Here is a 24,178-nt window from a genome sequence, read left to right as displayed (position 1 = left end):
CTTGAACCGGCGATTGCACCCCGGCAGCCCTGCCTCACGGTCAGCACCGCGGAGAGACACGCGAACCCACCACCTGATCATCACGGATCAGGAGCACATGGTCGGCCACACGGTCCACGACGTCCGTCGATCCGGTGGAGAACACCACGGTCCCCGTGGACGCCGCGAAACGGCTGATGGCACGACAGATGATCGCTTCCGAAGCGGAGTCCACGCCGTCCAACGGGTCGCAGAGCAGCAGCAGTCTGGGCAGGGGCAGCAGAGCGCACCCCAGCGCCACACGGGAACGCTGGCCGGGGAGGAGCCGGGTGGTCGGAACGCACTCGGTGTCACGCAGTTCGAACGCGTCGAGTACTTCCGTCGTGCGCTCCTCGGCGGTGTCCCGGTCGAGCCCCTGGTCGACGCCTGCCTCCACCAGGGCATCGCGCACCGGAATCTCCCTCAGCGGCATCCCCTCGGGTACGAGACCCACCAGGCGCGCGGCGGCTGAGGGATCCGCCTGCGTATCCACGCCGTATACCTTCACGCATTCCAGCGGACGGGCCCGATCGAGCAGTCCGGTCAGGAACGAGGCAGCCGATCCGCCTTCCGACACGGCAGCCGCACAGGCATGCTGCGGAACACGGAAGCTGAGCCCCTCGCCCGCCACCCCGTGTGCGCCGCTCCGTGTCCTGCTGCTCACCTCCAGGGCAGCCACCGGTTCCGGGTCGGCCTTCCCGAGCATGCTGCCAGGGCTGCTGTCATGTACCGGAAACCTCAGGTTGTCCGCCCCTGGCTGCATGAAATCTCCCGGTGGTGAGTAGAGGTTCGCTCTTCAAGTAGATGGTGAGCCTGTGTGGCTCGTTGCGGCGGCTGGAGCTCCAATGTTTTCAGGTTTCACCCGGATTTCGTACGGTCTTCGGGATCGAAACGGCGCGACTAAAGTATCCGTTGAGTCCGGCAATGGATATCCGCGCACCCCTCAGGGATGTTCACCTCACCGCTGCCGTCGTACAGCCTTGCGGGCCGACCTGCGGGATCGTACACAGTTGCGGACCGACGGACCCGACCAAGTCCGGTCGCGTTGGTGAACACGCGCCGTGACGAGACTGTCATGCGGATCATGGTGTGAATACCGCCTCTTCCGGTACCCGCGTGGACCGAGATGGCAGGCGTAAGGGGATGGTCAAGGGGTTCCGCCCTACCGTTGCATGCGGCACCGATCGAGGCTGCGGTCGGAGGGTGACATGGCCGGATTCCGGAGCGTCACACGCTCCACGCACCGGCCGATACCGGCTCTTCGCAGTCACTCGGGGCGCGTGGCGCCGGATCTCGCCACAGTCAGGCGAGTTCTCGCTCGTGGCACGCGGCCGAAATGTGCGACCGATGCAGGGGAAATCCCTTATCCTGCCGGGCCGGATTTCACTCTCCCCCACTGCGGCGACCGTCACACCCGGATGGTCGAGGAGGAATAACGGACGCACGGTTCGGCACAGGGCTGGACGGCTTCATGGCTGCGGCACTTTCCCTCGCCGGCGGTTCGGCGATTCCCCCGCCGCACGGTCTCTGCGGCCCCTGTTCGGAGCGGGCGGGTGTGACCGCCCTTCGCTGCCCGGACAGACCCGTCCCTCGTCGTGGCGAAAACGACCTTGGTATCACGCGCGCCATGGTTGCAGAGGCGATCGACCCACCCCGCGCCTCTGCGCTCACCGCCCTGGGATCTCGCTTCGGGCGCAGTTCGGGAACCCTGCCGGAGTTCGCGAGGGCCCACCGCTTCGAGCGGTCCCGCCGAGCCCCGCGCACCGCACCGCTCGGAAGTCGCCGATCCCGAAATCCGACGCTTTCGCGGAACCGGAGCGCTGCGAAGATCACGAGATCGCAATCAGCACTCGGGGCACACCGTCATCTTCCGAACCGTCTCCACCATTCCACGTACCAAAAGATTACTTTTACGCACAGGAGGCACCACATTTTCGCCGCGGAACAGGAGGAAAAAGGAAATCCCGGTGGTCGATTACGGGGGAAATCGACCACCGGGACGCCTTGGCCCGCAGAGATCCAAGCGGTGTCTACTCGATACCCTGTTCCGGTGCCAAGACCTATGGAACACCGGTCGACTCCCCGTCAGGCAGCGGGAAACGTTGGTATGGCCACCGATGAAAGTTGCCCCGCGACATGACATTTCCCTACTCGTGGGCCTGGCACGAGACGGCAGATGATGGAAGGGCTACCGCGAACGCGGCTGCCGTGGGCCTCCCACGCACCTCCAGAACGCGGAGAGCCGGAGGCCAGACGAGCGATCATGGCTCTGGGGCAACACCAACCAGGCCGCCGAACGCTCGAGCCGACCGTGCACCAACCCGCGCCAAACCCCGACCCGCACCGAGCGGTGCATTGTCAAGGTCCGTGCTCGGGTGCCCATGGGGTCCGCGAGCACCCAGCCGGCCAGGCGGCGCTGGTGGACGGCGACGAACTGGGTTCGCCTGGATAGACTGCGCGGCATGGGGAACAAATTAATCCGTGTATTGGTCGTCGATGACGAGCCCATGGTCTGCGCGCACTTGCGGACCATTCTCGGGTCCGCCGAAGACATCGAAGTCGTCGACGAAGCCCATGACGGTGCGGCCGCAGTGGAGGCCGTGGTGCGGCACCGCCCCGACATCGTCCTCATGGATCTGCGTATGCCCGGCGTCGACGGACTGACCGCCATCGACCGCATTACCAAACTCGACCAGCCGCCAAAAGTCGTGGCCCTTACCACGTTTGACGCGGACCAGTACGTCTTGCGAGCGCTGCGCAGCGGCGCGAGCGGTTTTCTCGTGAAGTCGACGCCACCCGAGGACCTGATCAGTCTCGTCCGCGTTGCCGCGGACGGCCACGCGGTCCTCTCGCCCGTAGCCGCGCGCCGCTTGGTCGCCGCCTCCTCCGAGGAAGAGGCGGCCCGGGAGCGCGCAAAGCTTATGGCTAGCAAACTCACCGAGCGCGAGACGGACGTCCTCACCTGTCTCGGCGAGGGGCTCTCGAACGCCCAGATCGCCTCGAAGCTGTTTCTGAGCGAGGCCACGGTAAAGGGCTACGTCTCGCGCATGCTGGTCAAGTTGGGATGCACCAACAGGACTCAGGCGGGTCTGCTCGCCTACGACGCCGGGCTCGTCAGCCGCTGAGACGACGATTGCGACCAGGCCCGGAGGGGGGCGGCAGACCGTGCGGGCCCTCGTCCCGCGGAGCGGGACGAGGGAGGAGAGAGTTCCGGCACGAGAGCTGCGAGGACCGTGCACGCCGGCACGTCATTCGCCGTCGGCTGCTGTCAGTCGTCGTCGCCCCACAGCCCCGAGGCAGCCGGCTGGCCGGACCGGATCCACGTCTTCGTCGTGGGCACATAGGTCGGCAGGGCCGATTCCACTGTGAAGCCGCCGTCGGGGAGGGGGCCCGACGCGAAAGTCCCGCCGACGAGTTCGGTGCGCTGCCGTAGCCCGCTCAAGCCACTCCCCGAGCCACTCGCCGCGAGTTCGACGTCGCCCGGCTTCGTCGGCGCGGTATTGCGCACCAGCAGCCGCACCCGGTCCACCTCGTACCGCACATCCACCCGCACCGAGCCCCCAGGGGCGTGCTTGCGGACATTCGTCAGCGCCTCCTGCACGATGCGGTGCGCCGTCCGCGCCACCACCGGTGCCAGCACCGACCCGTCCCCCACCTCCCGGAACTCCACCTCCATGCCCACCGCCCGGGACTCCGCCACGAGCATGGCCAATCCCGGGCCCGACCCACTCACATCCCTCTCAGCGGTCCCCACCACCTTCACGGCGCTCCTTGGTGACCTCAGCACGCCCACCAAGTCCCGTAACTCCTCCAGCGCCTGACACCCCGCTGCCCGCAACGCCTCGGCCTCAGCACGCGCGTGAGCGTCGGAAGCCGTCACGCACAACGCCCCCGCCTGCAAGACCATCAGACTGACCCGATGCGTCACGACGTCATGCATCTCCCCCGCGAGCCGTACTCGCTCCTCCGCGCGGGCCTGCTCCGCCACGAGGACCCGCTCTCGCTCTGCCCGCTCGGCCCGCTCAGTCAGCACCGCGATCAACCCTCGCCGCGCCCCCACGTACATGCCCAGCAGCGCCGGAACCGCTGTCAGAACCAGCCCGCTCGCCGTCACCGCGAACGACAACGCCCACAGCCGCGTGGCCAGCAACGTCAACACACCCGTCAGCACCCACGCCACACGCGGCCGAGCCGAGAAGACCACCGCGCTGTACGCCGCGAAGGGCGTAGCCGAGGGCACCCACACCCCCGCGCCGTCCGCCGAGGCCAGGAACCACCCGGGAACCAGCCACATCGACAACGACATGACGACCGCCGACACCGCGACCACGCCGAGCACGGCCAACGGCCGCGTCCTGCGCGCCAGCATGGCCAACGCGACCACGACCTGAAGAACAAGCCCGGCCCACGGACCACACCCGGGACGCCCCTCCTGCGGGAGACCACTCCACACGGCCACGTACACGTTGAACACCACAAGCATGACGACGAGAAGGATGTCCAGAACGACTCCGCGGCCCAACCACCGAATCGGGCACTTCACGCCAGTCACCGTACTGCGGCCAAGGCGTCGCAGGGACACATGTGTTCTCTTGGCCATCACAGCGCGTACGAAAGTGGGTATTGCACCGGACAGGTTGCGACCTTGGTCGCTTCCACTTCCCACGAAGCGCTCTGCCGCACACCTTGGCTGACTTGCTGCGCAATCGGATCGAGGCTGACCGGCGAGGGCGGGCTGCTGCTGCAGCAGCAGCTGACGAAGAGGGTCCTCGAGTCCGCCCTGGAAGGCCCAAGCCGCACTAGCCTCTTGCGGGAATCGATGGGCCTGACGCAGATGACCGAAAGACGCAATAAGGAAGAGGAATATTCGCGTCGAAAGAGCAGGACGGCGTTGGCGACATCGTCGGCGCGAGATCCGCATCACGGAGAAGTCGCGTCACCGATTCGACCCCGGCACAGCCGGCCCGAGGCCGTTCCGGGAAGTCCGGGGCCCGTGACCGTTCCGGAAAGTCGTCGAACGGGCGCACCAGGGGCACGGGGCCGTCTTCCGCGGGCCTCGACGCCGCCGAAGGCCTGGCCGTCCCCGTGCTCAACTCCCGGGCACGGCCAGGCCGTTTCACCTCTCGAAGCAGTTCAGTACCGATCGGCGAGGATCCGGGGCGACACCGGCGGGGGCTCGACGAGCGTTGCGTCGGATCGCAGGATCGCCTGCTGCAGGTTCCTGAGATCCACCCCAGGTTCGATGCCGAGTTCCTCGATCATCCGATCGCGCGTCACGCGATACGCGGCGAGCGCCTCGGCGATCCGGCCACAGCGGTAAAGAGCGACCATGAGCTGCCGGATCAGCCGCTCGCGCACATGGTTGGTGCGGGCGGCGGCCACGATCTCGTCCACGATCAGGTGGTGCTCACCAAGGCTCAGCCGCAGCTCGAACCGCTCTTCGAGCACGGTGAGGTACATGTCCTCCAGTCGAGCGCGTTCCATCTCCAGCATGGGACAGTCACCCACGCCGGTCAGCGGGGTCCCGCGCCACAGGGTGAGCGACTTGTCCAACATCCGCGCCGCCTCGGCCAGGTCGTGCCCCCGTACGGTGCGGGAGCGCTGCACAAGTTCCTGGAACCGCTCGACGTCGACCTGCTCCTGACCGGCAGTCAGCCGGTATCCGCCCGACTCGGTCTGAATGAGCGGAGTCGGCAGCACCTTCCTCAGCCGCCTGACGTAATTGCGCAGGGTGACAGCCGCCGTGACCGGAGGCGTCGGTCCCCACAGCCGGTCGATCAGTTCGGTGGAGCTCATCACGCGTCCTCGACGCAATGCGAGGGTGGCAAGCGTGGCTCGCAGCCGCGGCGCCCCCACAGGCCAGGGTGTGCCTTCGTCGTCGATCACTTCGACCGCGCCCAGAAGCCTAATCTCCACGGCCGACCTCGAGCACCACCCGACCGGTACAGCCATGTACGCCCCGACTTTGATCGGTCTGTCTCGCGTTCCCTCTCATCCTCCCACGGACACCAACGACTGATTCCACGATAACCACAACCCCGACTCAGCTGCTTTCGGAACGATTCAACCGGTCTTGCGAAATTCACGGACGCATGCCGCTGGCACCACCTCTCTCCAAACCGAAACGGTAGCGCCGAGGGGCAGTTTCACCCACCCTTAAACCACCCCACTTGGTACGGGCATGTATTAAGGGGCCCCTGGGGCATGGATTTCGGCCGGAAATAATGGACGCCGGTTGACCTCAGTGCGGAAACGGACATCTGTATAAATCCGCAAGGGGCTGTCACTTGGCGGGTATCGATTCGCAGAGAGCCTCGACACCAGGTGTGCAGCGCTCCTCAAGTGCCGACAATTCCTGTGGCGGCAAGCGGAGTGCGACGCGTGGAGCAGAGGGACCCGGGCGAGAAAATGCCCGGAGCGTTCGACAACCGCGCCGCAATCGAACCGGTCGGCCAGCAGCTCGAACAGGGACTCGTAGTGGCGTGCCGCCGGCTGCCAGGCCAGGAGGTGATCCAAGGGGCGAGTTCGTCGAACAGTGCGTCGGGATCGTCGGTCAGCTGCGGCAGCACGCCGGGCCGTTCACCGAGACGAACAGCTCGTTGAGGCTCAGGTCTTTGCCAAGGCGCCGGTCAGTGCCCCGCTCGGTCAGCCGAAACCGGTCGGCGCGCGACGTACACGATCTTCGGGTGCCGTTGCTCATCGGCGGGTCGGACCAGCTTGCCGGGCGCGGTCATGTCCCCGAAGCCGTACGAGCCGACCAGGTCCAGCCCCGCGTCGGCGATGGCATTCCGGACAGTCCGGTCCTCGAAGTGGTGTTCCAGAACAGTGGCGCTCCTACGCGTCCACAGGCCGTCGCCCTGGTGACGGAAGGCCGTCAGACGGGCCTCGGCCGGGGAATCGGCGGAAGGCCGCGCGGTCAGCCCGGTCGAGATGATGACGGTGTCATCGCGTTCGACGACACTCCGGCGCCGGAGACTGTAGTGGGCGGTGAACGTCGCGAGGGGGTTGACGTCGAAGACCAGGACTCCTCCTGGAACCAGCGCGCCGGCGCTGCTGCGCACGGCGGCGCCCAGATCCGCGGGGCCGAGCAGATGGTTGGCGACATCGTCCAGCCAGTGGATGAGGTGGAAGCCGGCGAGCGAATCGGGCAGGGCGCGCATGTCAGCCTGAAGGAACCGCACGTTGCCCGCCCGGTCCTTGCCCCGTGCGATCTCGAGCATCTCCTCGGAGATGTCGCAGGCGGTGACCTCGAAACCACGGCGCTGCATGGCGAGGCTGCTGGTGCCGGTCCCGCATCCGACATCGAGGAAGCGGCGACCGGTGCAGCCCTGCTCCTGGAGGACGCCTTCCAGGAGATCGGCCCAGATCTCGTAGTCGGCGGCCATCTTCAAGGCGTCGTACGCGTCGGCCAGGGCATGGTTGTAGAGGTCCGCGGGGGCGGGGGTCTGTGTCATCTCCGAACTCCGGATTCAGTTGATGGATCGGCTGTCAGGCGTGCGTGGGCCGGGGCACGGGCCGGGTCATCCCACCAGTGGGGCCGGCTCTTCGGGGCTCGCGGGGAACTCCAGCCACAGCACGGAGGGAGTGCGCTCCGGAGCAGCGAGTCGCATCAGTCCCATGCACACACCCGCGGTGCCGATCATCATGCCCGGCACGTCGACGGCAGCCCCCGGCACGCCACTGCGCACGCCCGTCTCCTCGATGCGTCCCAGCGCCGCTTGCGCGATGCGCTCTCCGGCTCGCCGCCAGCGCGTGGCCTCAGCCTCGTCGGGTAGTACGCGAGCCGCCAGGGTGAAGAGTTCGAGGTTGCCCAAGTCCCCGTGGCACAGGCTGTGGTTCTGGCCGAATCCCCCATCATGCGTCGTCTCCAACGCCACCCGGGCTTCTTCAAGCAGTTCCTGTTCCGGCTCACCGCGTGACAACAGCAGCCGGGAGAGACCTATCCCGACGCCGCCGTTGCACCACCAGCCCGCCTGCTCCCTCGGCCGACGGGAAACGATCCCTTGCTCCAGCCTCAGGTCACGCCATCGGCCTTCCTCGGGGACGAACAACCGGCGGTCGAACTCCACCGCTTTACGGGACAGTTCGCGAAGGTCCGCCGAGTCGAAGAGCGCGGCCAGTTCGGACAGGGCCCAAGCGATTCCGGCAGAGCCATGCGAGAAGCCGCCCAGGGGCTGCGACTTCACTGCCGGCTTCCAGCCGGCCGTCCCGTCGCCTTCGACACTCGTCTCCATGAGTCGATGCGCGCACACCTCCGCCACCTCGCGGAACCGCCGGTCCCCGTGCCGCCGGTACAGCCCGGCGGCGACAACGGCGCAACCGGCCAGACCGCCGACCACGTCCGGTGACGACTCCTCTTGGGCCGTGCGCAGCAGCAGCGGCGCCGCGGCGGCGATCCCCTCGGCGTAGCGAGGGTCGCAGGTGAGCCACTCCAAGTGATCCAGCGCGTACAACAACCCGCCGATTCCGTCGAAGGCTCCGGACGACGCGATCAGCCCGTTCTCCCTCGCGTCCTCGAGATGTTCCAACAGCGGCACCGCGCTGCGCTGCGCGAGGTCCAGGTACCGGTCGTCTTCGAACAGGGTGGCCGCATGTCCGAACATCATGGCCATCCCCGCGAGGCCGTCGTACAGCGCCGTGCCCAGTGGCTTGTAGGTGAGGGCGTCCTCCTGGCCACCGTCGATACTGATCCCGATCCAGCTGCAGTCGTCCCGGCCCAGCACGGCGCGGTCCGCCAGCTGTGCGGCGAGCCTGTTGGCGGCGGCCCGGGCGGCCTCGGGAACGTGGATCTGTGCGTCTTCCGTCGGCGGTCGGTGACGCACCTGCCAGGCCCCGGTCGCCAGGGTGCTCATCGTTTCCCGGACGATCCGCTCCTGCACGTCCCGGTGATCGGGGCCGTATCGCCGGAACCTCCGGCGCAGGACGGCGATGCTCGGCCGGGTGAAGTACTCGGGAACCTCCGCGTATCCCGGGGCGTCGAGCCCCGTACCGCTCGGGCGGGTGCGGAAGCACGGGATGTCGCCGTGCAGCAGTTGGAGCTTCTCCAGCTCGACGAGCGGAATGAGACCGGGGCGGGTGTCGGCGGCTGCCCACAGTTTGTCGAACAGCCGCTCGCGGTCGAGCGCGTCGCGGAGATAGTCCGGGTGGTAACCCTCCGTCAGGAACAGGCCGTAGCGCCGGGTCGGCCGGGCGAGGTGGCGGATCTCGATGTCGGCCGCGCGGCCGAGGACGCCCGAGAAGACGTCGCTGTTCTTGGTGATGATGTCGTACGTCTCGTTGAACCCGGCGACGATCTCCTCGGTGTAGTGCTCGGGCCGTATGTCCCCGCTCTCGGTGTAGGGACGGTTCGCGGCGTCCTGTATCTCGGGAAAACGGGCCTCTATCCTCATCGTGTCCCGGTACTCGTCGACAACGGCCGGCAGGGCCCGGGAGGCCTTTTGCGGCACCCCGCCGCCGATGCCGCTGAGGTCGACGCCTCCCCTTCTGTGATCGCCGAAGACCAGGGCGGGCAGCATTCCGGTGGCGAGGACACTCTCGAACAGCGTGTGCATCGCGTGCTCGTGGGCGGTGACGGCGTCGTCCTCGTACGGGGCCTGCTGGAACACGGTTTCCAGGTCGATCGGGACGGGATACGCCCCCGCCGCGATGATGTTCTCGAGGTGGAAGTCGATGGCACCCAGATACAGCAGGTTCGCCAGCGTCCCACCGACGCGCCGGTAGAACGAGGTCACGTCGTCGGAGGAGTCGCAGGGGGCGTGTTCGATGAACTCGCCCCACCCGTAACCGTCCCGCTCGAGTACGCGCATGGCCCTGTTGGGCCAGCGCGATCCGTGGGCGTTGACCGTCTGCACGACCTGGCTGTACAGCATCTCCGTGGCCATCGAACGCGGCTTGTAGACGACGCGGCTCCCGTCCCGGAAGGTCAGCAGGACGACGGATCGCCCTCTGTTGTGGGCGTCTCCGAGGTCGAGCCGGATGTCGCAGGGATCACCGGCGGACAGGCCGATCAGCTGGTGCGTACGCAGATTCGGCACGTCTGCCGCCAGACGGTTGAACATTTCGGCGACATGGGCGGTCCACTGGCTGCCGCACTCCGCCATCGACCGGCCCAGCACGGGGTATTCGCTGAACAGTTCCTCCAGGTACGACGGCTCGGCCAGCAGTTCCCTGCTGTACCAGTCATAACGCTCTTCGGGCGTCGCACCGTGCAGTCGGCCGTCCACCCGGGCGACATTGAGCTCCAGGATGAGGGTTCTCAGAGAGATCAGCAGCAGGCGGTTGGCCAGCGAACCGAGCAACTGCCCGCGCAGTGAGCGTGCGATGCGGCGTGCCGTCTCCGGCTCCGGTCCGGCGGCGAGCCTGTCCGAGAGCTGTCCTTCGTAGTATGCGAGCAGAGGGCCGAGAAGCCCTTCGAACGGCAGTCGCGGGAAAACGGTGGCGAACTGTTTGGTGGTGATCGGCAGATCCGTGATGTCGCCAGACGGTGTCGCCAGCGCCGCGGCGAGGTCCTCGGTCCACGCGATCGCTTCGGGCGCCGGCGTGAAGGGTCCGGCACCGATGCGCTCGCCGAAGCTCTCCTCCGTCAGGCCCGAGTGACGCAACCGCACCCGGAAGGTCTCCTCGGACGTGAGCATCGACTCCCGCCAGGCAGCCACCGCCGGGGCGTTCCCGTCGCGGTTGCTGTCTTCCACCGGTGTGCGTTCGCAGCTGTAGGCGGCGTTTCCGGCATGGGCGAAAGATGTCCTTCTGGCGACGGCCATGTCACTCCAAACGTACGTCCATGCTGACGGTCAGGCCCGGTTGACCCCGGAGAGGGCCGGCGGACAGGGCCGGGCCCCGTCCGCCGCCCGCTCGGTCGACCGCCGGGTTCACGGACCCGACGGGCTCTCATTCAGCGGGAGAATTCAGCAGCCACATTCGGTGGTGACGGTGCAGAGGGCGCCGCTGCTGAGCCAGTGGGCCTTGTGGCCCTCGCGCAGGTCCTCCAGAGCGAGCTCCCCGAAGCCGGCGCCGGCCGGGTTCGTCTCGTCCTGGGAACCGTTCTTCCACTGGCGGGCCTCAACGCTCATGGTTTCCTCCTTGGGTGAGAGTGCGTCAGCGCAAACCCGGAACGTACGCTCCGAGTGAGCGCTCCCCGAGTCTTTCTCACCGCGCGTAGTGCATCGGTAGTAGATCCGTAGCACTGCTGGTGAAGGGGCTGTGGGCCACCTCGTGAGCGACAGTCGGCCGTTGGCGGAGCGAACGGTTCCGGCTCGAACGGGCAGCCGTCGCCGCAATCCCCGTTCGGTGCGGCTACTCGGCCTTGATCGCCTCCAGCGGGTCCGTTCGTGCCGCACGGTGGGCGGGCCACAAGGCCGTGAACGCCCCGACGAGAACAGCGAAGACCAGGAAGAACGACATGCGCCCCGCAGGCACGACCGGTTCGTAGGTCACCATGTGCGGGGCGACCAGTTCGCCCACCGCCCAGCCGAGGAAGGCGACATGGCCAGGGTGTTGACGACCCCGAGGGTTACCACCGACGCGATCGCCGGTGTCCTGGGCGCCTACCTCGTGCTCTATCCGAAGGCCCGGGTCTGGGTCCTGGTGCCGTTCCTGATCTTCCTGCCGCTGCGCCTGCCGGCCTGGATCGTCCTGGGCTCCTGGTTCGTCCTGCAGGCGGTGTACTCGTCCGGCGCGGGCGTCTCCCACCGCCACCCGAACCGCGCGGCCTGCTGTGGGGCAGGCGTGCCCGACCGGGTTGGTGAGAACGGCCAGTCTTAATCCACGATTTCCTGAATTCAGGATGTGCTGTACTGTCGTGGTGTGCTGATCGTCGCCTCTGACATCGACGTGCTGGCCCGCTTCGGCCGCGCGCTCGCCGATCCGATCCGCTGCCGGATCCTGCTCGCCCTGCGCGAATCCCCCGCCTATCCCGCCGCTCTCGCCGACACCCTCGGGATCTCCCGCACCCGGCTGTCGAACCACCTGGCCTGCCTGCGGGACTGCGGCCTGGTCATCACCTCGCCCGACGGGCGGCGCACCCGATACGAGCTCGCCGACGAACGCATCGGCCACGCGCTCGACGATCTGCGGGTCGCGGTGGTCGCGGTGGAGGCGGACAAGACCTGCCCCGACGCCGCCTCGAAGGGCTGCTGCTGATGACCGCGATATCCCTCGGGCCGTCCTCGGCTCGACGCGAGGCGCTCACCCGGCGGATACGGCTGCTCGTCGCCGCCACGATCACCTACAACGTCATCGAGGCGATCGTCGCCATCACCGCCGGCGCCATCGCCTCCTCGACCGCGCTCATCGGCTTCGGACTCGACTCGATCATCGAGGTCTCCTCCGCCGCCGCGGTCGCCTGGCAGTTCTCCGCCCGCGACCACGCTGTGCGCGAGGCACGTGAGAAGACCACCCTGCGCATCATCGCGCTGTCGTTTTTCGCGCTCGCCGCGTATGTCACCGTCGACGCCGTCCGCGCGCTGTCCGGAAGTGGTGAGGCGGACCGCTCCGTCCCCGGCATCGTCATCGCCGCCCTGTCGCTGGCGGTCATGCCGTTCCTGTCCGCCGCCCAGCGCCGCGCCGGCCGCGAACTCGGCTCCGCCAGCGCGGTCGCCGACTCCAAACAGACCCTGCTGTGCACTTACCTCTCGGCTGTGCTTCTGGTCGGCCTGGCCCTCAACGCCACCCTCGGCTGGGCATGGGCCGACCCCATCGCCGCCCTCGTCATCGCCGCCGTCGCTGTCAAGGAAGGCCGCGACGCCTGGCAGGGCAAGGGCTGCTGCGCCGCCACAGCGGCTCCCGCAGCCACCGGTACGGGCACCTGCGGCTGCCGACCGGGCTGCACGTGTCAGGCCTGATCGGCGGTGACCGGCCCTCGTTCGAGTGAGTGACGCGGTGGCGAAGACCGCCGGCGGCACCCGGCGCGCATTACGGTGACGGCTTCCGCGGAGGTGGAGGACGGATGCCGGCAGCAGGATCTACACGAGAGACGCACCCGGCCGGCTCGGCAGGCAGCGAGTTGACGATCGCCGGCGCGCTCATGGTCGTGGGCTTCCTCATCAACATCGTTTCGACCGCGCTGCACCCGTCGGGAGAGGAAGACGATCACCAGGCGATCTTCACTGAGTACGCCGACAGCGACGCATGGGTCGCGGTTCACCTCGGCCAGTTCGTCGGCGTCCTCGTCGCGCTCGGTGGGTTGCTCGTTCTCTACCGCGCCCTGCGCGGTACCGGCCGGTCCGCTCTGCTTGCGCACCTCGCTGCCGCGTTGACGGTTGCGACTGCTGCGATGTGGGCTGTTCTGCAGGGGCTGGACGGCGTGGGGCTGAAACAGGCCGCCGACGCCTGGGCGGCGGCATCAGCGGCGGACAAGCAGATCCGATTCGCCGATGCCGAGACGGTGCGGTGGCTCGAGTGGGGGTTTCAGAGCTATTTCCGCATCCTGCTGGGGCTGGCTTTCGCACTGTTCGGGGCAGCGTTGATCGCTGGTCGTTCGGTCGCGGGAGCGCTGGGCTGGGCGGCTGTTCTCGCGGGCATCATTTCGGTGGTCATTGGCGTAGACGTCGGCTACAGCGGTCTGGCGAGCGGGCTTCAGGACGCCCTGGGTATCGCCTTCTTCATCGTGGCCTTGATCTTCGCTTTTGGAGTCCTGATCAGCGGCATGCGAAAGCACGGGCGGCGATCGAGCCGTGAAGCCCCGTAGTGAAGCGTGAGGGTTCAGTGGTGCCCGGCGCCGCTGCGGTTGCCACCTGCGGTGCGAGCGTCGGTGTCCGCACTGGAAGCGTGGGCGGACGCGTGGACGGTGAAGGCCGCGGTGCGGACAGTGCCTTCATGTTGAAAGTCGAGGAAGAGCCGGTAAGTGCCGTGGCTGGGCGCGGTGGCCATGAAGGAGATCTCCGGCCCCGGCTTGGTCGTGGCGTCGCCGGGCTCGCCTTCGGGGTGGACATGGAGGTAGGCGAGGTCCCCGGAGCGCAGGGCGACGAGGTGGCCATAGGCGCCGAGATAGGGCTCGAGGTCGGTGACGGGTTTGCCATCCTTGGCCACGCTCAGCTTCAACTCGCTCATCGTTCCGGGCGTGAGCTCGCCGTCGAGGGTGACGGTGTAGCCGTCGACTTCGGCCGTGGGCTTCGCTGCGGGCAGGTCCCGAGGCTGGTAGGAGCCGGCGACAGCAAGGTCCGCGCCGAGAGTCATGGCCTTGGCTCCTTGCCTGGCCGGGGCGAAGTCGGCGAGAACGCGGTAGTCGCCTGCGGTCGGCAGGTTGACGGGAATGCTCCAGGTTCCCTCGGGCCCGAGGGCAGGGTGCACGTGGCGGAAAGTGTTCAGGTCCCGTGAGGCAAGGATCAGGTGCAGGTCCTTGCCGTGGACCGTGGTGTAGTCGGTGACGGCCTTGCCGCTGTCGTCTCTGATCGCGAAGCGCAGCGGCGCCTCCTCGCAGGCCGTGATGCGCGGCGTTTTCAGATCGAGGGTGTAGCCGTCCTGGGAAACCTGCAGTCCGCCGGGCAGCGCGGTGGTGTGCCCAGTGTGCCCAGTGTGCCCAGTGTGCCCTGCGTGCTCGCCGCTACCGTGATTCATGCTTGACTCCTCTCTCTTCATGGTCGCCCCTTCACACTGGGGCCGCGAAGCGAGGCGGTCGGCGCTCACATCGACGAGCTGCGGACGGCATGGCGCTCAAGTGCCACCGCGCGACGGCGCGGAGAACGGGGCTGCTCCAAAAGGCTGACAGGCCATCCATCTACTATGGCCTTGCGTATTCGCTTGCGCATCAGGTGACGAAAGGGAGTCAGGGCCATGCGGCGGCTGGGGGATCTCGAGGCGGAGATCATGGATCGCCTCTGGACGTGGAGCCGTTCGGCCACGGTGCGCGAGGTCGTCGACGACATCAACAAGACCCGCCCCATCGCCTATACGACGGTGATGACCGTCACCAACATCCTGTACACCAAGGGCTGGTTGCTGCGCAGCAAGCAGGGCCGCGCCTGGTTGTACTCGCCGGTGCGCAGCCGTGAGGCGTACGCCGCCGCACTCATGGAGTACGGCCTGGAAGAGAGCAGGGACCGCCCGGCCGCCCTGGTCCATTTCGTGGAGAACATGTCCGAGGAAGAGGTGGCCGCCCTGCGGAAGGCCCTGCGGACCGTGGGACGACAGGGGAAGTCGTGAACGCGACCCCCCTCCTGGTCGGTTACACAGGGGCAGTGGGTTTCATCGCTCCGCACTTCATCCTGCGCGCCCGCTGGCCGCATCGGGCACCCGCCCTTGCCACCGCGGTCTGGCACGCCCTCGCGGTCTCATTCTCACTTGGGGCCGCGCTGACCGCGTACAACCTGGCCATGCCCACCGAGCACCTGCACGCGGGCCTGCTGGGCCTGCTGCACTCCTGCGGACTGGACATCAGCGCGGGAGATCCCGACCCCATGACCGCCCACCGGCTCGCCGTCGCCCTGCCGGCTTCGATCGGAGTCGCCCTGGCCTCGGCCTTCACCTTCCACGTCGCGCGAGCCCGTCGAGCGCGGGCACGGCACCGGGAAGCGGTGGACCTGGTGGGCCGCCACTCGGCCCGACTGAGCGCCACCGTCCTGCCGTACGACACCCCGGCCGCCTACTGCCTGCCCGGCCGCCATCCCAGAGTCGTGGTCAGTGATGCGGCTGTGCGCGAGCTGACGCCTGAGCAACTCGCCGCCGTGCTGGAGCACGAGCAGGCCCGCATTCTGGGCCGTCACCATCTGGCCCTGGCCGCTGTGGAGGCGTTCCACTCGGTCTTCCGCCGGCTCCCGCTGGCCCGGCACGCCCGTGAGCAAACGGCACTCCTGCTGGAGATGGTCGCGGATGACCGTGCTCTGCGCGGCCACTCGGACGAGGCGTTGGCGACCGCCATGTACGAGATGGCGGCGGCGCGGACCCCGAAGGGCGCGTTCGCTGCGGGCGGGCACATGGTGCTGATCCGCCTGAAGCGGGTGCTCGGCCCTCGCAAGGCTCCTCACCCCGCCGCCTGGGGGGCTGTGGCCGCCGTGGCCGTTCCACTACTGCCGCTGCTCGTCGTCTGTCCGCCCGGCCTCGGCTGATCGCCGCCCCCCCGTCCTCAACGGGCCGACTTGCGTGAGACCCCTGTAACTCGGCCTCACTTGCGATAGGTATTACTAATCTACTAAGTTCTGACCCGCTTACTTCCGGCTGACCAAGACCATGAGACGCCGGTTCCTGACGGCGAGTCCTGTCACCGTCGCCTTGTCCGCAGACGCGCAGAGGAGTCGCCCGAGCATGGGAACGCACCGTCGGCCGAAGCCGCCCAGCCGCGCCCGGATCGCCACGCTCGGCATGGCCGCCGGCGCCGTGAGCCTCCTGCCGACGCAGAGCCAGGCGGCCCCCAAGCCCACGGTGGACGAGGTACGCAAGCAGGTGGAGAAGCTCTACGAGGAGGCCGAGGCCCCCACCGAGGAGTACAACGCCATCAGCGAAGAGCAGAAGAAACTGCAGCGCGAGGCCGACCGTGCGCAGGACCGCCTGGCTCGCAAGCAACAGGAGATCAACGAACTGCGCGAGGCGATAGGCCCGTTGGCGGCCGCGCAGTACCGCAGCGGCGGCGTCGACCCGAGCGTGCGGCTCTTTCTGTCCGGCGACCCGGACAGCTATCTCGACCAGGCCGAGATGCTCGACCGTACGAGCAACAGGCAGGCCGAATCCCTGCGTGCGATGCAGACCAAGCAGCGCGAACTCACTCAGGAGCGAGAGGCCGCCCAGAAGCGCCTGAAGGCCCTGGAGGAGACGCGCACCCAGGCCGGCAAGAAGAAGAACGAGGTCCAGGACAAGCTCGCGAAGGCGCGCAAGCTCCTGAACAGCCTGACGGCCGCACAGCGCGCCAAGATGGAAGCCGATCAGAAGCGCGACGACGTCGCCGCGGGAGCCAGCGACAGCGCCGCCACCTACAACGGCCCGGCCAGCGGCCGCGCCAAGGCCGCACTCGACTTCGCGTACGCGCAGCTCGGCAAGCCCTATGAGTGGGGCTCGACCGGCCCCGACTCCTTCGACTGCTCGGGGCTCACGGGCGCCTCCTGGCGCGCGGCGGGCGTCTCGCTGCCTCGCACCGTCAAGCAGCAGTACGACGCCGGCCGCAAGGTGGCCAGATCTGACCTGCAGCCCGGCGACATCATCTACTGGTACAACGACAACCAGCACAACGGCATGTACGTCGGCAACGGCAAGGCCATCCACGCACCGCGCACCGGCAAGAACATCGAGATCGTCCCGCTGGACTCCATGCCGTTCTTCGCCGCAAGCCGGCCCTGAGCACCAACGTTCGTACCGTCCAAGGAACTTCCGTGACCGCCCACCGCCGTCCACCTGCCCGCGCGCCTCTCACCACCGCGGGTACGGCTCTCGCCGCCCTGCTCCTCGCCGCCTGCGGGGGTGAGGGGTCCGACACGGGCAGGGGGTCGGAGGGGGCGGAGCTGTCCCATGTCCATGGCCTCGGCGTCGGCCCGGCGGACAGCGGTGTGTACGTCGCGACCCACGACGGCCTGTATACGGTGGCTGAGGGGCGGCAGCCGAAGCTCGTCGGCGACCGCAAGGACGACTTCATGGGCTTCACCGTGGCCGACGAGAGCACCCTCATCGCCAGCGGACACGGCGCCGAGGGCAGCGGCCGCCCGGGAAACCTCGGCCTGATCCAGAGCACTGACGCGGGCCGGACATGGACGGCCCGGTCGCTGGAGGGGGACGCCGACTTCCACTCCCTGGAGTCGGTGAGGGGAACGGTCTACGGATACGAGGGCGGTCGGATCCGGGTCAGCCGTGACCTCAAGAGCTGGGACGACAGGGCCTCGCTGGAGGCACTCGACCTGGCGGTGAACCCGGACGGGGACACACTACTGGCCACCACGGCCGACGGTGTCGTGGCCAGCACGGACGGCGGGCGCACCTTCGGCGAGGCCACCGAGCCCGTGCAGGCGTTCGCGTCCTGGCCCGCGGACGAGTCCCTGTTCGGCATCGACTTGTCCGGAAAGCTGAGCCGCAGCAGTGACAGCGGCAAGACATGGCAGCAGCTCGCAACCGTGCCCGGCGGCCGGCCCCAGGCACTGACCGCCGTGAACGCCGAACGCATCCTCGCCGCGACCCAGGACGGCGTGTACGAGTCCCGCGACGGCGGCAAGACGTTCACCGAACTCGCGCCGCTCGCCTCCTGACTCCGCGACCGGAACGCTGTCAGTTCCGCTTGTTCAAGGAGCTGCCGGCCCCGTCGACTGATCGCCACGTACGTCAGGCCGCTGCCGATGCGCCTCCTGCTGCCTGCGAGAAGCGGCGGCCGATCGTCTCGTGACGGTCACGTTGTCCGGACTGCGCGACACACACGCCGTGCCCGACGACGGGAAGCCAAGAACAAGTCGGCGCGGGCACCACAGCCATCGCGCACGGCACTCTGATCACTGAGTGCGCTCGGCTCTTCTCCCGACTGCGCACCGGCCCCTGCCCCCGCTGACCGAACCTCATCACCACACCCTGCCGCTGGGGGCTTTGGCCCAGCCAGTGAGCCACCAGGCACCTGAGCCCCACATCTACTAAGAATCTTAGAAGAATTCGGGTAGCGTAGGGATCGCCCCCGTCCAGGGGGGAACCGGAGGGGACATGACCGGATTCAGTGACGCCTGCACCGGCTGCACTGCCAGCAGCATGACCGATGCCATGCATCTCGCATCAGACGTCAAGGACGAGCAGGGCGGGCTCCTGTCAGGATTTTCCACACTCGGCGTCATAGCGATGGTGCTGGTCGTCGCCCTCGTGCTGGGCCTGACCGCAGAACTGGCATGGAGAGAACGGCGACAGCGCAGACAGGGAGAGCCCCTGGCGCCAAGCCCTCAACGCCATCCGCACGAGGGCGAAAGCCGCCGTGACCAAGGAGGCGCTGACTAGCGGCTACTCCGTCGACTGCATACCCCGAGAAGTGGGCTCACCCTCCAACGTGTCCGGACGCGCCCACCGGCAGTCGATGAGCCCGTCCGGACACACAGCGCGAGGGCCGGTGGCACCAATGCCGCGCGGTCGGAGGGTCAGGCTCGATAGGCCACGTTCGCCATCATCCCGGCCTCACCGTGGTACGCGTTGTGGCAGTGCAGCATCCACTGGCCGGGGTTGTCGGCGTCGAAGTAGACGGACAGCTTCTTCTTGGGCAGCACGATCGAGGTGTCCTTGCGCGGCCCAGCGGTGCCGAGTTGGTAGGTGTGGCCGTGCAGGTGCATCGGGTGCCACATGTCGGTGTCGTTGACGAAGTCGAGCCGTACGCGCTGCCCTTGCTCGATGAGGATCGGGTTCGCCTGGGGATCATTCATGGTGAACGGCTTGCCGTTGATGGCCCAGTTGTACTTCATCATGCCGCCGGTCAGCTTGATCTGGTGCGTGACGTCGGTCTTGGCGGACGTGAGCCTTACATCGTCGGCCGCCCGCAGCTGGGACGCGGACACGATCACGCCGTCGAGTTCCTTCGGGCGGACGGTCGCGGACGGCGTGCTCCCTGAGCCCGTGCGCACGAGAGCGAAGCCGTTCGCGTCCTTGCCCTCAGCCACGGCGACGAACGGGAAGACCCCGTCGCCGAGGGTGACGAGGACGTCGTAGCGCTCACCCATGCCGACCAGCAGGGCGTCCACCTCCTGGTGCTGGACCGGGAAGCCGTCGGTTTGGGTGATGGTCAGCTTGTGGCCGCCGAGGGCCACCCGGTACGCGGTGTCTCCGCCTGCGTTGATGATCCGCAGCCGCACCTTCTTGCCGGGCTTGCCGGTGTAGACGTCCGGGTCCTTCGCCACCCGGCCGTTGACGAGGTGGTGCGGGTACTCCACGTCGCCGGCGTCGCCGCCGAGCAGGTCGCTTTCGGCGCCCATGAGCATGAACTTCATCGACCCTCCATCGGAGGAGGCGGAGGCCGAGGGGGTCGGCGAAGCACCCATGTCCATCCCGCCCATGTCCCCCATGCCGTGGCCCTCCATGCCGCCCATGCCCTGCCTGAGCTCGGCGAAGACCTCGTCGGGGGTGCCGGTGACGCCGTCGACCCAGTCGTCGAGGAGGACGACCCACTCGTCGTCGTAGTCGAGGGTTTCCTTGGGGTCTTCGACGATCAGCGGGGCGTACAGGCCGCGGTCGAGCTGGACGCCGACGTGGGGGTGGAAGAAGTACGTGCCCGGGGCGTCGGCGATGAACTTGTACGTGAAGGTGGAGCCGGCCCGCACGGCAGTCTGGGTGGTGGGCGGGACGCCGTCCATGTCGTTGCGCATGGCGATGCCGTGCCAGTGGATGGACGTGGTGGGCTCGTTCGGGAGCTGGTTCGACAACTCGGCGACCAGGGTGTCGCCGACGGAGAGGCGGATCTCCTTGCCCGGGGTGCGTCCGTCGTAGGCCCAGGTCTTGGGCATGACGCCGCCACCCAGATCGATCATGGCCGGTGCGGCCGTCAGGGTGACCTTCTGCTGGCGTCCGGTGCTCTTGCGCTTCTTCTCGGTAGCGGCGACTGCCGAGCCGGAGGGGTTGATCAGAGCGTTGCTGCCGCTGGAGCCACCCCCATTGGTGCAGGCGGCGAGCACTCCGGCGCCTGCGGATCCCAGTCCGGCGAGCAGGACGGAGCGGCGGTTGATGCTGTCCATTTGTGTTGTGTCCTCTGTCTCGAAACTGCCGATGCGGTCACGGAGGGACGGCACATCACGCGGTCACGCGCCGTCCGGCGTGGCCTAAATGCGCAGTTGCGAGAGGACGGACAGATCGGGCGGGGCACGGCCCACCGCACTGGCGGGGGCACGGCCCGCGGCCGCCAGTTCCGGGTCCGCGGGCGGGTCGAGCGCGCTCTGGCCCGGCACGGCCAGTTGTACGGAAACGACACTCGCGGTGGTGCAGTGCTGCATGCCGGACATGGCGCAGGCGCCGGAATCCACGCCGTGCGTGGACGATTCCGATGCGGAAGATGCCGCGTCACCCTCCATCACATGAGCCGTCTTCGCCATCGCATGAGCCGCGTGGGCAGGAGCCGGCACAGGGAAGGAGGTCGACATGGGCGACGCGGACGTCATGGACGTCATGGACGTCATGGACGTCACGGACGTCACGGACGTCACGGACGTCATGGACGTCTCGTGGTGGAGGAGTACAGCCAGCGCGACGCACAGGGTGAGGGACGCCCCGTACGCCCAGCGGACGGCCATACCGCCGCCGTGAGCTGCCCGTATCACCATGAGTTCCACCTGTGCCGTGCTGACTGGTCACCGGAGCCGCATTCTACCCCCTGGGGGTACCTTACAGCCTCGCCGCTCGCAGCAGTTGAAGGCGACGGCAATGACTCCATTGCATACCCCCATGGGGTATGTTACAGTCCCGCTCCAGAGATACCCCCTAGGGGTATGGGAAAGAAAGGGGTAGGACCATGTCAACTGTCAGTCCCCGGCGCTGGTGGGCACTGATCGTGCTTGCCGCCGCTCAGTTCATGGTGATCATGGACACGAGCATCATCGGGGTCGCGCTCCCCGAAATGCAGCGTGAACTCGGCTTCTCCCAGGGCGAGTTACAGTGGGTCTTCAACGCCTACGTCATCGCCTTCGGCGGACTGCTTCTGCTCGGCGGACGCCTCTCCGACCTGCTCGGCGCCCGGAAGGTCTTCAACGCCGGCTGGGTCGTCCTGATCGCGGGTTCGATCGTGGCCGCCGCCGCGCAGACCGCCTGGGTCGAGGTCGTGGGCCGCGCCGTGCAGGGAGTCGGCGGCGCCCTCATCGCGCCGGCCGCCATGACGCTGCTGATGATGCTCTTCGCTCACGACCCGAAGGAGCTCGGCAAGGCCATGGCGCTCTACGGCGCGGCGGCCCCCGCGGGCGGCACCGCCGGCGTGTTCCTCGGCGGTGTGTTCACCGAGTGGCTGAGCTGGCCGTGGATCTTCATCATCTACGTCCCGATCGGCGTCGCCACGCTCGCCGCCACCAAGCTGCTGCCCGCCGTCGAGTCTCGCCGTGGCGCGGTGGACGTGCTCGGGGCCGCCTCCGTCACCGCCGGCCTCGCGCTCGCGGTGTTCGCCATCGTCCGCGCGGAGCACGTCGGTTGGGGCTCGACCGTCACCGTTCTCCAGCTGGGAGGTGCTGCCGCCCTGCTGGCCGTGTTCTTCGTGATCCAGAAGTCGGTGCGCCGGCCGCTCATGCCGCTCGGCATCTGGCGGGTGCCGCGCCTCGGCTCGGCCAACCTGGCGATGACGCTGCTGGGCGCCGCCTGGATCCCGATGTGGTACTTCCTCAACCTCTACCTGCAACAGGTCCTCGGCTACGGGGCCTTCGCCTCCGGCGCGGCGCTGCTGCCGATGACCGTCCTGCTGATGATCTTCATGACGGCGATCACGGCGAAGCTGCTCGCCAGGTTCGGCGCCAAGCCGCTCATCGGCGGCGGCCTGCTGGTCCTCGCCCTCGGCCTGCTGTGGCTCTCGGCCGTCGAACCGACCGGCACCTTCGCCGTCGACGTCCTGCCGGCCTCGCTCGTCGCGGCGCTCGGCATGTCGCTGGCGTACATCCCGGCGATGATGGCCGCCATGTCCGGTGCCCCGCAGGAGCAGGCGGGCCTGGCCTCCGGCATCGTCAACACCACCTACCAGGTCGGCTCGGCCCTCGGTCTGGCGACCCTGACCGCTCTCGCCACCTCGCAGGGCGCGGGACAGCTGGGCAACCTGCCGGCGCTCACCGACGGCTTCAGTGCCGCGTTCCTGGGCGCCGCCGCGGTCGCCGCCGCCGGCGGTCTCATCACCCTCCTCGTGATGCGCGGCGACAAGGCCGCAGCCGCCGCACAGCAGGCGTCCGCACCGGCGGCCAAGGGCGAGCAGGTCGGCGTCTAGCCGATGGGCTGCCCGGCAACCTCATGCGACACCTCAACCAGGGGCCGCCCGATGTCTCAGCAAGACATCGAGCGGCCCCCTTATCGTGCCCACGGGTTCATTGCCCTGATCCGCCGGACAGGCCCTGGCGGGCGACTAGCGGGCGGTCCGTGTGTGGACGTACTCCACGAGTCGGGTCAGCGCGTCCGGGTCCGTGCTCGGCAGGACGCCGTGGCCGAGGTTGAAGATGTGGCCCTCCAGGCCCGCGGCGGCGTCGAGGACCTCCTGGGTCTTGGTCTCGACGGCCTCGGTGGAGGAGAAGAGGACGGCGGGGTCGAGGTTGCCCTGGAGCGCCTTGCCCGGGCCGACACGGCGGGCGGCCTCGTCCAGCGGGACGCGCCAGTCGACGCCGACGACGTCCGCGCCCGCCTCTCCCAGGAGGCCGAGCAGCTCGCCGGTGCCGACGCCGAAGTGGATGCGCGGAACTCCGTACCCCTCGACGGCCTGGAACACCTTGGTGGAGGCGGGCATGACCGAGCGCCGGTAGTCGGCGGGGGCGAGGGCGCCGACCCAGGAGTCGAAGAGCTGGACGGCGGAGGCTCCCGCCTCGATCTGCACCTTCAGGAACGTCGCCGTGATCTCCGCGAGCCGGTCGAGCAGGTCGGCCCACAGCTGCGGGTCGCCGTACATCAGTGCCTTGGTGTGCTCGTGGTTGCGTGAGGGACCGCCCTCCACGAGATAGCTCGCGAGCGTGAAGGGCGCGCCGGCGAAGCCGATGAGCGGGGTCTCGCCGAGTTCGGCGGTGAGCAGTCCGATCGCCTCGGTGATGTACGAGACGTCCTCGGGCGTCAGGTCGCGCAGCTGCGCGAGGTCCGCGCGGGAGCGGATCGGGTTCTCGACCACCGGGCCGACGCCCGGCTTGATGTCGAGGTCGACGCCGATGGCCTTGAGCGGTACGACGATGTCGCTGAAGTAGATCGCCGCGTCGACGTTGTGCCGGCGCACCGGCTGCAGCGTGATCTCCGCGACCAACTCGGGCCGCATACACGACTCGAGCATGGGGATGCCCTCACGCACCTTGCGGTACTCGGGCAGGGAACGCCCGGCCTGCCGCATGAACCACACCGGCGTGTGCGGCACGCTCTCACGCCGGCACGCCTTCATGAAGACGGATTCGTACGTGGCTGTCGGCTGGCCCAGGGGGCGGTCGTTGGCGTTCACGTCGAAAAGTCTCGCACGCCCTGGAAACACCTCAAGCCTGGGTCCCACAGGAGCGCAGGGGCGTGTTTGAGGGGGCGTGATCCGGACAGTGGCCGGGTGCACGGGTGTCTCTCCCTGCACGAAGGCTTCGTTCCCCTTAACCTTCCC

The 24,178-nt window shown here is 68.1% G+C and carries 22 protein-coding genes and 1 pseudogene; 12 read left to right on the top strand and 11 right to left on the bottom strand.

The genetic code is table 11. From position 1 onward, the window contains the following. Window positions 1–40: 40 nt before the first annotated feature. Window positions 41–511 carry an ATP-binding cassette domain-containing protein gene (locus tag FGD71_RS04480; RefSeq protein WP_140935821.1) on the bottom strand — a complete coding sequence of 157 codons (471 nt, stop codon included), beginning with the start codon at window positions 509–511 and terminating at the stop codon, window positions 41–43. 1,969 nt (window positions 512–2,480) lie between these two features. Here FGD71_RS04480 and FGD71_RS04475 point away from each other — a divergent pair. After that, on the top strand, window positions 2,481–3,143 hold the full coding sequence (locus tag FGD71_RS04475; protein ID WP_119099052.1) for a response regulator: 663 nt from the start codon (window positions 2,481–2,483) through the stop codon (window positions 3,141–3,143). Between the two features lie 143 nt (window positions 3,144–3,286). On the opposite strand, the gene FGD71_RS04470 is transcribed toward FGD71_RS04475, so the two are convergent. The 6 genes from FGD71_RS04470 to FGD71_RS04440 all read right to left on the bottom strand — a co-directional run bounded on the left by FGD71_RS04470 (window position 3,287) and on the right by FGD71_RS04440 (window position 11,478). Continuing rightward, a complete protein-coding gene (locus FGD71_RS04470; RefSeq protein ID WP_162931021.1) occupies window positions 3,287–4,561 on the bottom strand; it encodes a sensor histidine kinase in 1,275 nt (424 codons plus the stop codon). 590 nt (window positions 4,562–5,151) lie between these two features. Beyond that, entirely contained in the window at window positions 5,152–5,970 is an 819-nt protein-coding gene (locus FGD71_RS04460; RefSeq protein ID WP_119099050.1) for an AfsR/SARP family transcriptional regulator, read from the bottom strand. 677 nt (window positions 5,971–6,647) lie between these two features. After that, complete coding sequence (locus tag FGD71_RS04450) at window positions 6,648–7,472, bottom strand: class I SAM-dependent methyltransferase (RefSeq protein ID WP_119099049.1); 825 nt, start codon at window positions 7,470–7,472, stop codon at window positions 6,648–6,650. A 66-nt stretch (window positions 7,473–7,538) separates the two neighbouring features. After that, window positions 7,539–10,778, bottom strand: coding sequence for a type 2 lanthipeptide synthetase LanM family protein (locus FGD71_RS04445; RefSeq protein ID WP_119099048.1), 3,240 nt, complete (start codon window positions 10,776–10,778; stop codon window positions 7,539–7,541). Window positions 10,779–10,922: 144 nt separating this feature from the next. Next, window positions 10,923–11,087, bottom strand: a complete 165-nt coding sequence (locus FGD71_RS47245; protein WP_162931019.1) for a hypothetical protein — start codon at window positions 11,085–11,087, stop codon at window positions 10,923–10,925. Between the two features lie 223 nt (window positions 11,088–11,310). Further along, window positions 11,311–11,478, bottom strand: a complete 168-nt coding sequence (locus tag FGD71_RS04440) for an ABC transporter permease (protein WP_119099047.1) — start codon at window positions 11,476–11,478, stop codon at window positions 11,311–11,313. 60 nt (window positions 11,479–11,538) lie between these two features. Between FGD71_RS04440 and FGD71_RS04435 the strand changes: the two are divergent. The 4 genes and pseudogenes from FGD71_RS04435 to FGD71_RS04420 form a co-directional block, all read left to right on the top strand. After that, window positions 11,539–11,762, top strand: a pseudogene (locus FGD71_RS04435) (rhomboid family intramembrane serine protease); the annotation flags it as partial. 58 nt (window positions 11,763–11,820) lie between these two features. Next, entirely contained in the window at window positions 11,821–12,156 is a 336-nt protein-coding gene (locus tag FGD71_RS04430; RefSeq protein WP_119099046.1) for an ArsR/SmtB family transcription factor, read from the top strand. After that, entirely contained in the window at window positions 12,156–12,857 is a 702-nt protein-coding gene (locus FGD71_RS04425; RefSeq protein WP_119099045.1) for a cation efflux transmembrane domain-containing protein, read from the top strand. The genes FGD71_RS04430 and FGD71_RS04425 overlap by 1 nt, the downstream gene beginning before the upstream one ends. A 104-nt stretch (window positions 12,858–12,961) precedes the next feature. Beyond that, a complete protein-coding gene (locus FGD71_RS04420; RefSeq protein ID WP_140935820.1) occupies window positions 12,962–13,702 on the top strand; it encodes a hypothetical protein in 741 nt (246 codons plus the stop codon). A 14-nt stretch (window positions 13,703–13,716) separates the two neighbouring features. Here the strand turns inward: FGD71_RS04420 and FGD71_RS04415 are convergent, their stop codons facing one another. Beyond that, complete coding sequence (locus tag FGD71_RS04415; protein ID WP_420878233.1) at window positions 13,717–14,592, bottom strand: hypothetical protein; 876 nt, start codon at window positions 14,590–14,592, stop codon at window positions 13,717–13,719. 195 nt (window positions 14,593–14,787) lie between these two features. Here FGD71_RS04415 and FGD71_RS04410 point away from each other — a divergent pair, with 195 nt between their 5' ends. The 5 genes from FGD71_RS04410 to FGD71_RS04390 all read left to right on the top strand — a co-directional run bounded on the left by FGD71_RS04410 (window position 14,788) and on the right by FGD71_RS04390 (window position 18,900). Further along, window positions 14,788–15,156, top strand: coding sequence for a BlaI/MecI/CopY family transcriptional regulator (locus FGD71_RS04410; RefSeq protein ID WP_119099043.1), 369 nt, complete (start codon window positions 14,788–14,790; stop codon window positions 15,154–15,156). Beyond that, entirely contained in the window at window positions 15,153–16,058 is a 906-nt protein-coding gene (locus FGD71_RS04405; protein ID WP_119099042.1) for a M56 family metallopeptidase, read from the top strand. Before FGD71_RS04410 ends, FGD71_RS04405 begins: the two co-directional genes overlap by 4 nt. Window positions 16,059–16,254: 196 nt before the next feature. Beyond that, the gene (locus FGD71_RS04400) at window positions 16,255–17,280 is read left to right on the top strand and encodes a C40 family peptidase (protein ID WP_119099041.1); all 1,026 of its coding nucleotides are present in this window, start codon (window positions 16,255–16,257) and stop codon (window positions 17,278–17,280) included. 32 nt (window positions 17,281–17,312) lie between these two features. Next, complete coding sequence (locus FGD71_RS04395; RefSeq protein ID WP_119099040.1) at window positions 17,313–18,176, top strand: F510_1955 family glycosylhydrolase; 864 nt, start codon at window positions 17,313–17,315, stop codon at window positions 18,174–18,176. Window positions 18,177–18,615: 439 nt separating this feature from the next. Further along, window positions 18,616–18,900, top strand: a complete 285-nt coding sequence (locus tag FGD71_RS04390; protein ID WP_140935819.1) for a hypothetical protein — start codon at window positions 18,616–18,618, stop codon at window positions 18,898–18,900. Between the two features lie 137 nt (window positions 18,901–19,037). On the opposite strand, the gene FGD71_RS04385 is transcribed toward FGD71_RS04390, so the two are convergent. Both FGD71_RS04385 and FGD71_RS48420 read right to left on the bottom strand, forming a co-directional pair. Then, window positions 19,038–20,618 carry a multicopper oxidase family protein gene (locus tag FGD71_RS04385; protein WP_119099039.1) on the bottom strand — a complete coding sequence of 527 codons (1,581 nt, stop codon included), beginning with the start codon at window positions 20,616–20,618 and terminating at the stop codon, window positions 19,038–19,040. Window positions 20,619–20,702: 84 nt separating this feature from the next. Continuing rightward, the gene (locus tag FGD71_RS48420) at window positions 20,703–20,972 is read right to left on the bottom strand and encodes a DUF6153 family protein (protein ID WP_240436386.1); all 270 of its coding nucleotides are present in this window, start codon (window positions 20,970–20,972) and stop codon (window positions 20,703–20,705) included. 46 nt (window positions 20,973–21,018) lie between these two features. On the opposite strand from FGD71_RS48420, the gene FGD71_RS48415 reads away from it, so the two are divergent. Further along, window positions 21,019–21,183, top strand: a complete 165-nt coding sequence (locus FGD71_RS48415; RefSeq protein ID WP_240436385.1) for a hypothetical protein — start codon at window positions 21,019–21,021, stop codon at window positions 21,181–21,183. Window positions 21,184–21,388: 205 nt separating this feature from the next. Further along, window positions 21,389–22,831, top strand: coding sequence for an MFS transporter (locus FGD71_RS04375; RefSeq protein ID WP_119099037.1), 1,443 nt, complete (start codon window positions 21,389–21,391; stop codon window positions 22,829–22,831). 135 nt (window positions 22,832–22,966) lie between these two features. Here the strand turns inward: FGD71_RS04375 and hemE are convergent, their stop codons facing one another. Then, on the bottom strand, window positions 22,967–24,031 hold the full coding sequence (gene hemE, locus FGD71_RS04370) for a uroporphyrinogen decarboxylase (RefSeq protein ID WP_119099036.1): 1,065 nt from the start codon (window positions 24,029–24,031) through the stop codon (window positions 22,967–22,969). Between the last annotated feature and the right edge of the window lie 147 nt (window positions 24,032–24,178).

Origin of the sequence: Streptomyces sporangiiformans, from assembly GCF_005768555.2 — a bacterium.
GTDB lineage: Bacteria > Actinomycetota > Actinomycetes > Streptomycetales > Streptomycetaceae > Streptomyces > Streptomyces sporangiiformans.
This window is presented reverse-complemented; position numbering and strand designations above follow the sequence as displayed.

Bases quoted from the DNA above. Each gene is read 5' to 3' on its own strand.
- FGD71_RS04450 (WP_119099049.1), bottom strand. From the start codon at position 7,472: ATGACACAGACCCCCGCCCCCGCGGACCTCTACAACCATGCCCTGGCC.
- FGD71_RS04415 (WP_420878233.1), bottom strand. From the start codon at position 14,592: ATGAAGAGAGAGGAGTCAAGCATGAATCACGGTAGCGGCGAGCACGCA.
- FGD71_RS04400 (WP_119099041.1), top strand. From the start codon at position 16,255: ATGGGAACGCACCGTCGGCCGAAGCCGCCCAGCCGCGCCCGGATCGCC.
- FGD71_RS04475 (WP_119099052.1), top strand. From the start codon at position 2,481: ATGGGGAACAAATTAATCCGTGTATTGGTCGTCGATGACGAGCCCATG.
- FGD71_RS04445 (WP_119099048.1), bottom strand. From the start codon at position 10,778: ATGGCCGTCGCCAGAAGGACATCTTTCGCCCATGCCGGAAACGCCGCC.
- FGD71_RS04390 (WP_140935819.1), top strand. From the start codon at position 18,616: ATGACCGGATTCAGTGACGCCTGCACCGGCTGCACTGCCAGCAGCATG.
- FGD71_RS04410 (WP_119099043.1), top strand. From the start codon at position 14,788: ATGCGGCGGCTGGGGGATCTCGAGGCGGAGATCATGGATCGCCTCTGG.
- FGD71_RS04385 (WP_119099039.1), bottom strand. From the start codon at position 20,618: ATGGACAGCATCAACCGCCGCTCCGTCCTGCTCGCCGGACTGGGATCC.
- FGD71_RS04460 (WP_119099050.1), bottom strand. From the start codon at position 5,970: ATGGCTGTACCGGTCGGGTGGTGCTCGAGGTCGGCCGTGGAGATTAGG.
- FGD71_RS47245 (WP_162931019.1), bottom strand. From the start codon at position 11,087: ATGAGCGTTGAGGCCCGCCAGTGGAAGAACGGTTCCCAGGACGAGACG.
- FGD71_RS48420 (WP_240436386.1), bottom strand. From the start codon at position 20,972: ATGGCGAAGACGGCTCATGTGATGGAGGGTGACGCGGCATCTTCCGCA.
- FGD71_RS04420 (WP_140935820.1), top strand. From the start codon at position 12,962: ATGCCGGCAGCAGGATCTACACGAGAGACGCACCCGGCCGGCTCGGCA.
- FGD71_RS48415 (WP_240436385.1), top strand. From the start codon at position 21,019: ATGGGCGACGCGGACGTCATGGACGTCATGGACGTCATGGACGTCACG.
- FGD71_RS04375 (WP_119099037.1), top strand. From the start codon at position 21,389: ATGTCAACTGTCAGTCCCCGGCGCTGGTGGGCACTGATCGTGCTTGCC.
- FGD71_RS04425 (WP_119099045.1), top strand. From the start codon at position 12,156: ATGACCGCGATATCCCTCGGGCCGTCCTCGGCTCGACGCGAGGCGCTC.